Source organism: Phenylobacterium haematophilum (assembly GCF_014196295.1).
In the GTDB taxonomy this organism is placed as follows: Bacteria; Pseudomonadota; Alphaproteobacteria; order Caulobacterales; family Caulobacteraceae; genus Phenylobacterium; species Phenylobacterium haematophilum.
Map to the genome: position 1 here is coordinate 821,562 of NZ_JACIDK010000001.1, position 13,070 is coordinate 834,631.

A 13,070-nucleotide genomic window follows, 5' to 3' on the forward strand; every position below is an offset into this window, starting at 1 on the left:
GCCCTCAGAACGATTTCGGCATGCCCAGCACGTGGGTGCCCACGTGGCTGAGGATCAGGTTGGTGGAGATCGGCGCGACCTGATAGAGCCGCGTCTCGCGGAACTTGCGCTCGATGTCGTAATCCTCGGCGAGGCCGAAGCCGCCGTGGGTCTGGACGGCCGTGTCGGCCGCGAACCAGGAGGCTTCCGACGCCAGCATCTTGGCCATATTGGCCTCAGTGCCGCACGCCAGGCCGGCGTCGAACATGGCCGCGGCCTTGTCGACCATCAGAGAGGCGGCGGCGACCTGCACGTGCGCCCGGGCGATCGGGAACTGGACGCCCTGGTTCTGGCCGATCGGCCGGCCGAAAACTTCGCGTTCGGTCGCGTACTTGCTGGCGCGGTCGACGAAGAACCGCCCGTCGCCGATGCACTCAGAAGCGATCAGGATGCGCTCGGCGTTCATGCCGTCGAGGATGTAGCGGAAGCCCTTGCCCTCCTCGCCCACGAGGTTCGCCGTCGGAACCCGCAGCCCGTCGAAGAACAGCTCCGTGGTCGCGTGGTTGAGCATTGTGCGAACAGGCCGGATCGTCAGTCCCCTCCCCACCGCTTCACGAAGGTCCACGATCAGTACGCTCATGCCATCCGAGGGCTTGGCGGCGTCGTCCCGGGCCGTCGTCCGGCACAGCAGGACCATGAGATCCGAGTGCTCGGCCCGGCTGATCCAGAGCTTCTGCCCGCTGACGACATAGTGGTCGCCGTCGCGCTTGGCGAAGGTGGAGATGCGCGTGGTGTCTGTGCCGGCGGTCGGCTCGGTCACGCCAAAGGCCTGCAGCCGCAGTTCGCCCGACGCGATCTTGGGCAGGTAAGCCTGCTTCTGCGCCTCGCTGCCGTGCTTGAGGATGGTGCCCATGGTGTACATCTGGGCGTGACAGGCGCCGCCGTTGCACCCGGACCGATGGATCTCCTCGAGGACCGCGGTCGCGGCGGCCAGGCCGAGCCCCGATCCGCCGTACGCCTCCGGGATCAGCACCGACAGAAACCCAGCCTCGGTCAGCGCCGCAACGAATTCCTGGGGATAGGTGCGGTCACGGTCACGCTCGCGCCAGTATTCGCCGGGAAACTGGCTGCACAGTTTGCGCACAGCCTCACGGATTTCAGGAAAACTCTCTGTCCCGCTCAAGCCTGCCTCCGCGACGCACCAAGTCCGGCACCAGCTAGCCCAAAGCCTTCCGACGGGAAAGCCATGCCCCTACGTCAGCGAGCGGCCGAGCAAGCTTCAGTTTTCGCCTGCCGAACACTGAAGCGAACTCAAATACAACTTCCGGGAATTTGCGAATCGTTAACCACCTTCAGGCGGAACTTCGTTGCGATTGCATTGTTCGAACCGGCATGGACAGCATGAACCGCAATGAACGCTTGCATAAGGAGGCTGTCAGCCTCTGGCGCGCGTTGAGCGCCGATCCTCCACCGAGGGGCCTGCGCGGGGCGCGCCTGCTGGACGCGGCCCTGCATCTGAAACTGGCCGACCAGTACGACCGCATTCATTCCCCGCACCTGCGGGCCAGCCAGATCGTCCGCCCACGCTGATCCCTGGAACGAGAAGGCCCCGCCCGGCGAGCGCCGAACGGGGCCTATCATGCGTCTGGTCCGCATTCTTGACCGAGCGAGGCTCGTGGCCGCGCCTGTTAAACGCGACCGGAGCTTAGCCTTACCCGAAATCAGCCGACGATCTGGTCGTCGGTGAAGAACTGCGCGATCTCGATCTTGGCGTTGTCCTGGCTGTCCGAGCCATGAACCGAGTTTTCGCCGACCGACAGGGCGAACAGCTTGCGGATCGTGCCTTCCGCGGCTTGTTCCGGATTGGTGGCGCCCATGACCTCGCGATACTTGGCGACGGCGTTGTCGCCTTCCAGAACCTGGACCACGACCGGCGCCGAGGTCATGAACTCGACCAGCTCGCCGAAGAACGGACGTTCCTTGTGGACTTCGTAGAACTTCTCGGCCTGAGCCTGGCTCATCTGGATGCGGCGCTGAGCGACGATGCGCAGGCCGGCGTCTTCGATCACCGCGTTGACCTTGCCGGTCAGGTTCCGCTTCGTGGCGTCCGGCTTGATGATCGAGAAGGTGCGTTCGGTCATGTCTGTTGCTTGTCTTATTCTTGGGAGGCGCGGGGGCCCGCGCGGGTGGCGGGCTTATAGCCGCCCGATGTGACATCGCCAAGCGCACGACGGTCGCCTTTGGCGGCGGCCTCTGCTAAGGCCCCGCGCTCCCATGCTGCTGATCAACGACCTTACCTTCGACTCCTGGGGCCGCCGCTTCTTCGACCACGCGAGCGTCAGCATCCCCGTGGGAGCCAAGGTCGGGCTCGTCGGACGCAACGGCGTCGGCAAGTCGACCCTCTTCAAGCTGATCCTCGACCAGCTGCACGCCGGCGATGGCGAGATCGCTTACCCCAAGCAGGCCCGCATCGGCTCCGTCGACCAGGAGCACCCAGCCACGCCGGTCCCGCTCATAGACACGGTGTTGGCCGCCGATGAGGAACGCGCCCGGCTGCTGCATGAGCTTGAGACCGCCAATCCGGAGCGGATGGGCGACATCTATGGCCGCCTGTCCGAAATCGGGGCCGATCGCGCGCCCAGCCGCGCCGCAGAAATCCTGTCCGGCCTTGGCTTCTCGAACGCCGACCTGACCCGTCCCATGGCTGAGTTCTCGGGCGGCTGGCGAATGCGTGTGGCCCTGGCCGCAGCGCTGTTCGCCGAACCGGATCTGCTGCTGCTCGACGAACCGACCAACTATCTCGACCTGGAAGGCGCGCTCTGGCTCGAGAGCCGGCTGAAAAAGTACCCGCACACCGCGGTGATCATCAGCCATGACCGTGAGATCTTGAACAACAGCTGCGACCACATCCTGCACCTTCTGGACGGCAAGCTGACGCTTTATGTCGGCGGTTACGACCAGTTCGAGCGCCAGCGCGAGGAGAAGGCCCGTCTGCAGGAAGCGACAAAGGCCAAGGTCGAGGCGCAGCGCGCCCACCTGCAGTCCTTCGTCGACCGCTTCCGCGCCAAGGCGTCCAAGGCCACCCAGGCCCAGTCCCGCCTGAAAATGCTGGCCAAGTTGCCGCCGGTCTCGGCGGTGGTCATCGAGCACACCGCGCCATTCGTTCTGCCTTCGCCCGAGCGGCCGCTGGCGCCGCCGCTGGTGCGCCTTGAAGGGGTCGCCACCGGCTATGCCGACGGCCCGCCAATCCTAAAGCACCTCAACCTGCGGCTCGACCTGGATGACCGCATCGGCCTGCTCGGCGTCAACGGCGCCGGCAAGTCGACCTTCGCCAAGCTGGTCGCCGGCGCGCTGGAGCCGCAGACCGGCGAACTCAAGCGCTCGGCGCGGCTGAAGGTCGGCTGGTTCCACCAACACCAGATCGAGGCGCTGGACCCCAACGACACGCCGCTCGACATCATCCGCCGCGAAATGCCCGAGGCGTCCGAGGCCAGCCGCCGCTCGCGCCTGGCCCAATACGGCCTCGGGCACGAGAAGGTCGAGACGTCGGTCGCCAATCTGTCCGGCGGCGAGCGCGCCCGCCTGCTGCTGAACCTGGTCGCCGCCGAGAAGCCGCACCTGCTGATTCTCGACGAACCGACCAACCACCTCGACATCGACAGCCGCCGGGCCCTGCTCGACGCCCTCAACGACTACGAGGGCGCGGTCATCCTAATCACCCACGACCGCTCGCTGATGGAACTGGTCGCCGACCGGCTGTGGCTGGCCACCGACGGCACCATCGCGCCCTTCGACGGGGACATGGACGACTACGCCAAGTTCGTCATCGACCGGGCCAAGCAGGCCGGCAAGGCGCCCACCCAGGTGCGCGAGGCCGAGCCGGTCGCCGCGCCCAAGCCGCCGCCCGCGGCGAAATCCAAGGTCCCGACCGGCACGGCGCGCCGCCGCGCCGAAGCGGCGGAGGCGGCGCTCGCCCGCGCCAGCCAGGCGTTGGCGAAGATCGACGCGGCCCTGACCGATCCGAAGATCTTCAGCGAGAACCCCGCCAAGGCCGCCGAACTCGGCCGCCAACGGGCCGTCGCGGAGGCGGCCCTAGAAGCCGCCGAGCTGGAATGGCTGGAGGCGACCGAGGCTTATGAAGCCCTGAAGGCCGACAGCTAGAGCCCCCTTCCCCTGCCCGCATAGCCGCCTATGGTTGGGCGATGCCCGCCGACGCGCTCTCGCCGCCCGAACCTGGCCAACGCCGCCTGGCGCCCCGCATCCGCGCGCGGTTGCACGAACTCTACTTCGGCAAGTCCGACCGCTCGGTCCGCTTCCGGCTGACCGTCATCACGATCGATCTCGTGATGATCGCGTTCTTCATCGCCGCGCCGCTGATCCGCGAGACGCCGGCGTTCCTGTTCATCGACTACGCCGTGGCGTTCGTATTGGCGGCGGACCTGCTGGCGCGAGCCTTGGCCAGCGACAATCTCGCAGCGTGGATCAAGCGGCCCGTCACCTGGATCGACCTCTTCGTCCTGGTGACGCTGCTGTTCCCGCTGTGGCTGTTCAATCTCGCCTTCCTGCGGGTGCTGAGACTATGGACCCTCGTCCACTCCGAGTTCTTCTGGGACACGGTCGGGCGGCGCTACAACGAGACGCGATGGGAAGACGTGATCCGGGCCGCCTCCACCCTCATCACCTTCATCTTCATCATGACGGGCTTCGTCTATACGAGCTTCGCGCGGACGGAGGGCATCGGCGGCTATGTCGATGCGCTTTACTTCACAATCGCAACGCTGACGACGACCGGGTTCGGAGACATCACCCTGCCGGGAACATGGGGCCGGGTGATCTCGATCGTGACGATGCTGACGGGGATCACGCTGTTCGTGCGCCTCGCCCAGGCCCTCTTTCGGCCCTACAAGATCCGCTTCACCTGCCCGACCTGCGGCTTGCGCCGACACGACATCGACGCCGTGCACTGCAAGGCGTGCGGCGAATTGCTGAACATTCCGAACGACGACGAGGTCTAGGACCGTGCCCGAGGAAGCCCGCCTGATCTATATGCTGCTGGTGCTCGTGCTGCTGGCGCCCGCAGGCTTAGCGGCGTTGCGCCGCCTGCTCCGCAAGCGCCACAAGTAGCGGCCTTTACAGAGCGCGAGCCAGGCGCAGGTTCTCGGCGTGCTCGGCCTGGGCGCGGCGCAAGTTGATCTCCAGCGACTGGCTGTCCTGGGCCTCATCGGCGGCCGCATCGATCATGATATCGGCGACTTCGGCGTCGTCGAACGGGGACGCGACTTCGAACGGCTGGTTCGGCATCGGAGGACCTCCTTGGCTGGTTGGCGAAATTGTTAAGCAAAGCTTGACGTCAACCAACCCCCTTCGCGTAACAGGCGCGTGAAATTCGCCGGGCTTCACAGCAACTTGAGCCGGCCAACCTGCGGCTTGGCCATCAAGTCCCCTGATGCGGAGCCCACAGCACAAGTCGACGAAATCGAATGCCTAGACCTTGGGAGCCGCAAGAAATGTATTGGCTCACGCGACGATAGGGTCCTACCATCCTCTTGAACGCTGCGTCGCGGTAAGCCGAGTCTGCTTTCACTGACCCTCGTCTTCGCAACCGCGAAAGAATGGCGTGTGGGAAGGAAGCGATTGTGCACCGCACCAGTACCGAGGGGCCTGACTACTTTCATAAGGTCGTCGATTGCCAGTGGGCCTGCCCGGCCCACACACCTGTGCCTGAGTACATCCGCCTGATCGCCGAAGGCAGGTACTCGGACGCCTACATGGTTAACTGGAAGTCGAACGTGTTCCCAGGCGTGCTGGGCCGAACGTGCGACCGACCTTGCGAACCGGCCTGCCGACGCGGACGGGTCGAGGACGAGCCGGTCGCAATCTGCCGCCTGAAGCGCGTGGCCGCCGACAACAAGGACGACATCACCGGCCGCCTGCCCGCGCCCGTAGCGGTCTCGAACGGCAAGCGCATTGCGCTGGTCGGCGCCGGGCCGGCGTCGCTGACGGTCGCGCGCGACCTGGCGCCGCTGGGCTACGAACTCACCCTGTTCGACGGCGAGGCCAAGGCCGGCGGCATGATCCGCAGCCAGATTCCCCGCTTCCGCCTCCCGGAGGAAGTCATCGACGAAGAGGTCGGCTACATCACGGGCCTTGGGATGGACGTTCGTCTGGGCGCGCGGGTCGACAGCCTCAAGGCGCTCATGGACGAGGGCTACGACGCCGTCTTCGTCGGCACGGGCGCGCCGCGTGGCCGCGACCTGGACCTGCCCGGGCGCCAGGAGGCGGCAGCCAACATCCACATCGGCATAGATTGGCTCAGCAACGTCTCGTTCGGACACCTCGACAAGATCGGGCGGCGCGTGATCGTGCTGGGCGGCGGCAACACCGCCATGGACTGCTGCCGCACCTCGCGCCGGCTGGGCGGCGAGGACGTCAAGGTCATCGTTCGCTCCGGCTTCGAGGAGATGAAAGCCAGCCCCTGGGAAAAGGAGGATGCGCTCCACGAGGACATTCCGATCCTCAACTTCCTGGTCCCCAAGGCCTTCACGCACGACAACGGCCGGCTGACAGGCGTGACATTCGAGAAGGTTCGCCCCGAGTACGACGCCAAGGGACGCCGCAGTCTGGTCGCGTCGGGCGAGCCCGACGAACACTACGAATGCGACGACGTGCTGATCGCCGTCGGCCAGGAGAACGCCTTCCCCTGGATCGAGCGCGACATCGGCCTGGCGTTCGACGAGTGGGGGATGCCCACGGTCGATCCCCTCACCTTTCAGTCGACGGCTCCGAACGTGTTCTTCGGCGGGGACGCGGCCTTCGGCCCCAAGAACATCATCTGGGCGGTCGCCCACGGCCACGACGCGGCGATCTCGATCGACAAGTTCTGCAAGGCTGAGGATCTCACCATCCGCCCGCCTCCCGGCACGTCGATGACGAGCCAGAAGATGGGCATTCACGAGTGGAGCTACGACAACGATCCGGCCAACGACGCTCGCTACCGCGTGCCGCTGCTGGATAAGGGCGAAGCGCTCAAGGACGTGCGGCTGGAGGTCGAGTTGGGCTTCGATCGGGCCGTCGCCTACCGCGAGACCCAGCGCTGCCTGAACTGCGACGTCCAGACCGTGTTCGCAGAGGCGTCCTGCATTGAATGCGACGCCTGCGTCGACATCTGCCCGACCGACTGCATCACCTTCACCGAGAACGGCGAGGAAGACGACTTGCGCGGCCGCCTGAAGGCCCCTGCGCTGAACCTTGACCAGGCGCTGTACGTGTCGGGCGACCTTCCGACCGGCCGGGTCATGGTCAAGGACGAAGACGTCTGCCTGCACTGCGGCCTCTGCGCCGAACGCTGCCCCACCGGCGCGTGGGACATGCAGAAATTCCTGTTGGAAATGACCCATGCGGGGGGATCATGCCGCTAGAGGCGCTGAACGACTTCGTCGTCAAGTTCGCGAACGTCAACGGTTCCGGGTCGGCCAGCGCCAACAGCATGTTCGCCAAGGCGATCCTGCGCATGGGCGTGCCGGTCGCGGCGCGCAACATCTTCCCGTCCAACATCCAGGGGCTGCCGACCTGGTTCGAAGTGCGCGTGACCGAGGCCGGACATCTGGGTCGCCGCGGCGGCGTCGACCTGATGGTGGCGATGAACCCCCAGACCTGGGATCGCGACGTCGCCGAGATCGAGCCCGGCGGATACCTGTTCTACGATTGCACCAAGCCGCTGCCGCCCTCCAAGTTTCGTGACGACATCACGGTGGTCGGCGTGCCGCTGACGGCGATGTGCAATGCGGCCTACCAGATCCCGCGCGAACGCCAGCTGTTCAAGAACATCATCTATGTCGGCGCGCTGGCGACGCTCCTCGACATCGAGATCGGCGTCATCGAGCAGCTTCTAGCCGAGCAGTTCGCCGGCAAGGATCGGCTGATCGCCGCCAATGTCGCGGCCCTGCACATGGGCCGCGACTACGTCGCCGAGCATCTCTCGCCGTTGCGGCTCAAGGTCCGGCGCGCTGATCGGGTCGGCGACCGGATCTTCGTCGAGGGCAACGCCGCCGCAGCATTGGGCGCCGTCTACGGCGGCGCGACCGTCTGCGCGTGGTATCCGATCACGCCCTCGACCTCCCTGGCCGAAGCCTTCACCGGCTACTGCGAGGATCTGCGCACCGATCCGGAAACCGGCAAGGCGCGCTATGCGATCGTCCAGGCTGAGGACGAGATCGCCTCGATCGGGGTGGTGGTCGGGGCCGGCTGGAACGGCGCCCGGGCGTTCACCGCGACCTCCGGACCGGGCGTATCGCTGATGACCGAGTTCATCGGCCTCTCATACTTCGCCGAGATCCCGGCGGTGATCTTCGACGTCCAGCGCGGCGGCCCCTCGACCGGGATGCCGACCCGCACCCAGCAAGCCGACCTGCTCGCCGCCGCCTATGCCGGTCACGGCGACACCAAGCACCCGTTGCTGCTGCCCGCCGATCCCGGCGAATGCTTCGAGATGGGCGCCCAAGCGTTCGACCTGGCCGACCGCCTGCAGACCACGGTGTTCGTCATGCTCGACCTCGACATCGGCATGAACGAGTGGCTGACGAAGCCCTTCGAATGGGACGACAGCCGAAAGCTCGATCGCGGCAAGGTGCTCGGCTACGACGAACTCGAGGCCGGCGTGGAGTTCGGCCGCTACCTTGAGGTCGATGGCGACGGCATCCCATACCGGACCTATCCGGGCGCGCACCCGACCAAGGGCGGCTACTTCACCCGCGGCACCTCGCGCAATCCATATGCCCGCTACAGCGAGGAAGGCGCAGTCTATGTCGGCAACATGGAGCGGCTGCTGCGCAAGTTCGACACCGCGCGCCGGTTGGTGCCTGGGCCGATCCTTCGGAATGCGACGCGGGCGACCCGCGACGGCGTGATCTACTTCGGCTCAAGCACGCCGGCCGTCCACGAGGCGCTGGACAGCCTCGAGCACGCCGGGCTGCACCTCGATGCGCTGCGGGTCCGCGGCTTCCCGTTCGCCGACGAAGTCTTCAAGTTCATCGCCGCCCACGACCGCGTGTTCGTCATCGAACAGAACCGCGACGCCCAACTTCGGACATTGCTCGTCAACGAGGGCGAGATCGATCCGTCCCGGCTGACCGCGGTGCTGCACTACGACGGCACGCCGATCACCGCGCGCTTCATCACCGAAGCGGTCACCCGGCTGATGAGCGAGCGCAGGCCCATGCCGGAGGCGGCCGAATGACCTACATCACCAAGCCGCAACTGCATCATCCGCACCTCAAGCCCAACGCACTCGGCTACACGCGGCGCGACTACGAAGGCGCGGTGTCGACCCTGTGCGCCGGCTGCGGACACGACTCGATCTCCTCGGCGATCATTCAGGCCTGCTACGAACTGGATCTTCCGCCGCATCGGGTCGCCAAGCTGTCGGGCATCGGCTGCTCGTCCAAGACCCCCGACTACTTCCTCGGCAATTCCCACGGGTTCAACACCGTGCACGGGCGCATGCCCTCGGTGCTGACCGGCGCCAATCTGGCGAACCGCGACCTCATCTATCTGGGCGTTTCAGGCGACGGCGACAGCGCCTCGATCGGCCTCGGCCAGTTCGCGCACTCGATCCGCCGCGGCGTGAACATGCTCTACATCGTCGAGAACAACGGGGTTTACGGCCTGACCAAGGGCCAGTTCTCCGCCACTTCCGACAAGGGCTCGAAGTCGAAGAAGGGCGTCGTCAACCACGACGCAGGCATCGATCTGGTCAGCCTGGCCCTGCAGATGGGCGCGACCTTCGTGGCGCGCTCGTTCTCGGGCGACAAGAACCAGCTCGTACCGCTGATCAAAGCAGCGCTCAGCCACAAGGGCGCAGCCTTCATCGATTGCATCAGCCCCTGCGTGCAGTTCAACAATCATGCGGGCTCGACCAAGTCCTACGACTACGTGCGCGAACACAACGAAGCTGTGAACCGGATGGATCTGGTGCCGGCGCGCAACGCGATCACCATCGACTACGCTCCCGGGGAGACTGTGCCGGTCGCTCAGCACGACGGGTCGGTGCTGCACCTTCACAAGCTTGCTGAACACTACGACCCGTCCGACCGGGTCGGCGCGCTGGCCTATCTGCAGGCGCGCCAGGCGCTCGGCGAGATCGTGACCGGCTTGCTGTTCCTGGACCCCGAGGCGCGCGATCTGCATGAGAACCTCGGGACTGTCGACGTCCCGCTGAACACGCTGAGCGAACGCGAGTTGACGCCTGGAGCGGCTGCGCTGGCCAAGCTCAACGCCGCGCTACGCTGAACCGAGCGAAGGATCAGCCACCACAACCCCCGCTGGCATCTTCTTCCGTACGCGCTGCTAACCTATGGTCTATGCCCGCTGATTCATCGGCGGACCGAGGGGAGCGAGCAGGCATGTGGTTGCTGCGGGCGATGCTTGGCGCGCTGGCTCTGCTGAGCCTTGCCGTCATACTCGCGCCCGAACCTTCGGCGAGGCCGATGCAGGGCCTTTCGACCGAGATCGTGATGGGACGGCCGCACACCCAGCCTCTGCACGATGCTGTCGGTGTCGACGGCGCGCTCAGGGCCGGAACACCACGCGATTCCGCCATCCAGCGATCCTTGTCGCCCCGCGGGGTGCGTCCCATGGCGCTTGAGATCGGCCCGCTGGAACCTGTGGACTATGTCGGCGTCACCTATCAGGGCGCGGTCCGGGAGTACGAGACACGCAACGCCCTCTATCTGCGATGCTCCAGCCATGGCCGGATCAAGCCCATCGCTGGCGGCGCGACGGAAGGCACCTTCACCGAATCCATCGTCCCTCTCGGACCGAACTGGTGCCCCGACGGCAAGGTCTATCTGCGCCTTGTCGGAACCTCCGACTATCGCAACATCGGCGTGGCCCCGCCATATAGCGTCTCGACGCTGAGCTATCTCAAGCAGTCGTACCTTGGGTTTGTCGGCTATCTGCTCACGGCCTTCGCCGTGGTGTTCGCCGCGTTCTTCGCTGGCGGTGTTGTCGCGAGGGCCACCCGAAGCGGCGTCGACCCGGTGCTGGCTGGCTTCCTGGGCGTGGGCGTAGCGTCCCTAACGATCTTCTACGCCTACGCCTGGACCCCGCTGCCGCCTGGCGGCGGCCTCCTGTTCGTCGCGGCACTCGCCGGGACGGTTGCATGGGTCTGCTGGAAGACCCCGGACGTGGCCAGCTCGGTCTGGAGGGCCCAGAAATTCCCGGTCTGCGCCTGGTTCCTGACCGCGTTCCTGGTCTTCACGGTGCTTCACCTGGGTGGGACGGGATCGGGGGCGTGGGAGGCGGCGCGCAGGTTCGCTCCCGCCGTCTGGTCCTCCGATCATCTGCTGCCTGGAATATTCGCCGAGACCGTCCGCCTCGGCGTCCATCCGCTCCAAACCTTGCCGGGCGACTGGTCGCTCAGCGACCGTCCGCCGCTCATGGCCGGCGGCTACCTTCTATTCGCTGACCTCTTCGCGCTCCTCCAGGCGAACAACGACGGACCGCACCTGCATGCGGCCACGCTCGGCGTCGGCGGGATCACCCTTTCGGCGCTCTGGGCGGCGGCGCTCTACTGGGGCGTTCGCAGGGCCGGCAAGTCGCCGGCCGCTGTCGCGACCATCGGCGTGATCCTGGTCGCCCTCACCCCGTTCGCGCTGTTCAACACGGGATACACCTGGCCGAAGCTCATGGGCGCGGCGTTCAGCATCGCGGCGGCCGCATACGCCTTCCGACTGCGGGCCCCTAGGAGGGCTCCGTTCGGCGAAACCGCGACCTTTGGCGGCCTGGCGGGCTTCGCGATGCTCTGCCACTCGGCCTCGGCGTTCTTCCTGGCGCCCGTCGCGCTGATCTACTTCGCCACCCGCCTTTGGCGCTCGCCGAAGGCGCTGGTCGCTGGGGCGGCCGTGGGGCTGGCGCTGCTGGCGACTTGGTCCGCCTTTAAGGCGACCGCTCTGCCGAGCGATGACCCCTTGCTGGCCTACGCTCTGACTGGCGAACTGCATCTTGGCTCCCAGGAGCCTCTGCTGGCGCGGATCGCGGCGCGATACCAGGAGCACTCCGCGCGCGAATGGCTGCAGGCCAAGGCGGAGATCGCAGCCTACCTGTTCACCCCGACGCCGCCGCCCAGCCCCCAAACGCTGTCGCGTCCGATCCCGCCGCCGGAGACGAACCTCGCCGGACGCCTGCGATACTGGGACTTCTACGCGCTCAGCGCCGGGAACCTCGCCATCCTGCTGGTGGGCGCATGCGGGATATGGGGCGTCCTGCAGCCCCGCGCGGCCCGCAAGCCTCAGGCGGCGATGGCCGCTCCGCTGCTGGGCGCCGTCGCCGGGTGTTATGCGCTGTTCGTCGGCGTGGCTTTCCTGGCGCTGTTCGTCCACCAGTTCAGCTATGACGCAGTTCTGGCCTTGGCCCTAGCCGGCGTTGTCAGCGTCGGCGCCTGGCCGCGCGGGCGGCCGGTGCTGCTGGCGCTGACCGCGGCGACGGCGCTCTATACGGCGATCGTCTGGATCGCCGCGCCGCTCGACGCCCTAATCAACCTGGATCTCGCGGCTGTCGGCGCGTTGGCGCTCACTGGCGGCGGCCTCGCCCTCGCCCTTCGCCGGCCCACGCCCGGCAGGCCGGCTCGCACGGTGCTCGTCGCCCTGGCGCTCGCCCTCGTCACAGGCGCCGCCGTATGGCTCTGGCCGTCAGCGGCCATTCGCGAACTGCATCCGCCCGAGCTCGCCTATATGGCCAAGCTCGTGCCCGACCCGGGGATCGACCTGGACCGTTGCCGCGGCAGCCTCGACGGCATGGCGGCGCGCAAGGCCGGGGACTGGCGCATATTCGGTTGGGCCTGGGACGTCGCCTCCGGCGCCCCCGTAAGAGCTGTCTCGGTGCTCGACGACGGCCTGCTCGTCGGCGCTGCGAAGACCGGCAAGGCCCGCCCGGACGTGCCTCAATCGCTGCCCATGGTCACTGACGCGGCCGTGGGCTGGATCCTCGACCTCGCCAACCGTCCTTCGCACCCGCAGGTGATTGTGACGCTTGGGGACGGATCGACCTGCACGCTCGGAGGCGCGTCCTGATGCGACGCAGAATCGACCCATGCT

At 66.7% G+C, this 13,070-nt stretch carries 10 protein-coding genes; 7 read left to right on the forward strand and 3 right to left on the reverse strand.

The features are described 5' to 3' along the window. Positions 1–4 precede the first annotated feature (4 nt). Positions 5–1,162, reverse strand: coding sequence for an acyl-CoA dehydrogenase family protein (locus GGQ61_RS04135; protein WP_183769990.1), 1,158 nt, complete (start codon positions 1,160–1,162; stop codon positions 5–7). Between the two features lie 218 nt (positions 1,163–1,380). On the opposite strand from GGQ61_RS04135, the gene GGQ61_RS04140 reads away from it, so the two are divergent. Next, positions 1,381–1,569 carry a hypothetical protein gene (locus tag GGQ61_RS04140; RefSeq protein ID WP_183769991.1) on the forward strand — a complete coding sequence of 63 codons (189 nt, stop codon included), beginning with the start codon at positions 1,381–1,383 and terminating at the stop codon, positions 1,567–1,569. A gap of 131 nt (positions 1,570–1,700) precedes the next feature. Here GGQ61_RS04140 and ndk read toward each other — a convergent pair whose 3' ends face one another. Continuing rightward, on the reverse strand, positions 1,701–2,120 hold the full coding sequence (ndk, locus tag GGQ61_RS04145; protein WP_183769992.1) for a nucleoside-diphosphate kinase: 420 nt from the start codon (positions 2,118–2,120) through the stop codon (positions 1,701–1,703). Positions 2,121–2,253: 133 nt separating this feature from the next. Here ndk and GGQ61_RS04150 point away from each other — a divergent pair, with 133 nt between their 5' ends. Both GGQ61_RS04150 and GGQ61_RS04155 read left to right on the forward strand, forming a co-directional pair. Beyond that, positions 2,254–4,140, forward strand: coding sequence for an ABC-F family ATP-binding cassette domain-containing protein (locus GGQ61_RS04150; protein ID WP_183769993.1), 1,887 nt, complete (start codon positions 2,254–2,256; stop codon positions 4,138–4,140). A 41-nt stretch (positions 4,141–4,181) separates the two neighbouring features. Beyond that, positions 4,182–4,994, forward strand: a complete 813-nt coding sequence (locus tag GGQ61_RS04155; RefSeq protein WP_183769994.1) for a potassium channel family protein — start codon at positions 4,182–4,184, stop codon at positions 4,992–4,994. Positions 4,995–5,109: 115 nt separating this feature from the next. On the opposite strand, the gene GGQ61_RS04160 is transcribed toward GGQ61_RS04155, so the two are convergent. Further along, on the reverse strand, positions 5,110–5,280 hold the full coding sequence (locus GGQ61_RS04160) for a hypothetical protein (protein ID WP_183769995.1): 171 nt from the start codon (positions 5,278–5,280) through the stop codon (positions 5,110–5,112). 335 nt (positions 5,281–5,615) lie between these two features. Here GGQ61_RS04160 and GGQ61_RS04165 point away from each other — a divergent pair, with 335 nt between their 5' ends. The 4 genes from GGQ61_RS04165 to GGQ61_RS04180 all read left to right on the forward strand — a co-directional run bounded on the left by GGQ61_RS04165 (position 5,616) and on the right by GGQ61_RS04180 (position 13,046). Continuing rightward, positions 5,616–7,397: an FAD-dependent oxidoreductase gene (locus tag GGQ61_RS04165; protein ID WP_343056019.1), complete on the forward strand. Its 1,782-nt coding sequence runs from the start codon at positions 5,616–5,618 to the stop codon at positions 7,395–7,397. Continuing rightward, positions 7,388–9,214, forward strand: coding sequence for a 2-oxoacid:acceptor oxidoreductase subunit alpha (locus tag GGQ61_RS04170; protein WP_183769997.1), 1,827 nt, complete (start codon positions 7,388–7,390; stop codon positions 9,212–9,214). Before GGQ61_RS04165 ends, GGQ61_RS04170 begins: the two co-directional genes overlap by 10 nt. Further along, entirely contained in the window at positions 9,211–10,266 is a 1,056-nt protein-coding gene (locus tag GGQ61_RS04175) for a 2-oxoacid:ferredoxin oxidoreductase subunit beta (protein ID WP_183769998.1), read from the forward strand. The genes GGQ61_RS04170 and GGQ61_RS04175 overlap by 4 nt, the downstream gene beginning before the upstream one ends. Positions 10,267–10,379: 113 nt before the next feature. Beyond that, the gene (locus GGQ61_RS04180) at positions 10,380–13,046 is read left to right on the forward strand and encodes a hypothetical protein (RefSeq protein ID WP_183769999.1); all 2,667 of its coding nucleotides are present in this window, start codon (positions 10,380–10,382) and stop codon (positions 13,044–13,046) included. Positions 13,047–13,070: the final 24 nt, after the last annotated feature.

Bases quoted from the DNA above. Each gene is read 5' to 3' on its own strand.
- GGQ61_RS04140 (WP_183769991.1), top strand. From the start codon at position 1,381: ATGAACCGCAATGAACGCTTGCATAAGGAGGCTGTCAGCCTCTGGCGC.
- ndk (WP_183769992.1), bottom strand. From the start codon at position 2,120: ATGACCGAACGCACCTTCTCGATCATCAAGCCGGACGCCACGAAGCGG.
- GGQ61_RS04150 (WP_183769993.1), top strand. From the start codon at position 2,254: ATGCTGCTGATCAACGACCTTACCTTCGACTCCTGGGGCCGCCGCTTC.
- GGQ61_RS04155 (WP_183769994.1), top strand. From the start codon at position 4,182: ATGCCCGCCGACGCGCTCTCGCCGCCCGAACCTGGCCAACGCCGCCTG.
- GGQ61_RS04160 (WP_183769995.1), bottom strand. From the start codon at position 5,280: ATGCCGAACCAGCCGTTCGAAGTCGCGTCCCCGTTCGACGACGCCGAA.
- GGQ61_RS04170 (WP_183769997.1), top strand. From the start codon at position 7,388: ATGCCGCTAGAGGCGCTGAACGACTTCGTCGTCAAGTTCGCGAACGTC.
- GGQ61_RS04175 (WP_183769998.1), top strand. From the start codon at position 9,211: ATGACCTACATCACCAAGCCGCAACTGCATCATCCGCACCTCAAGCCC.
- GGQ61_RS04180 (WP_183769999.1), top strand. From the start codon at position 10,380: ATGTGGTTGCTGCGGGCGATGCTTGGCGCGCTGGCTCTGCTGAGCCTT.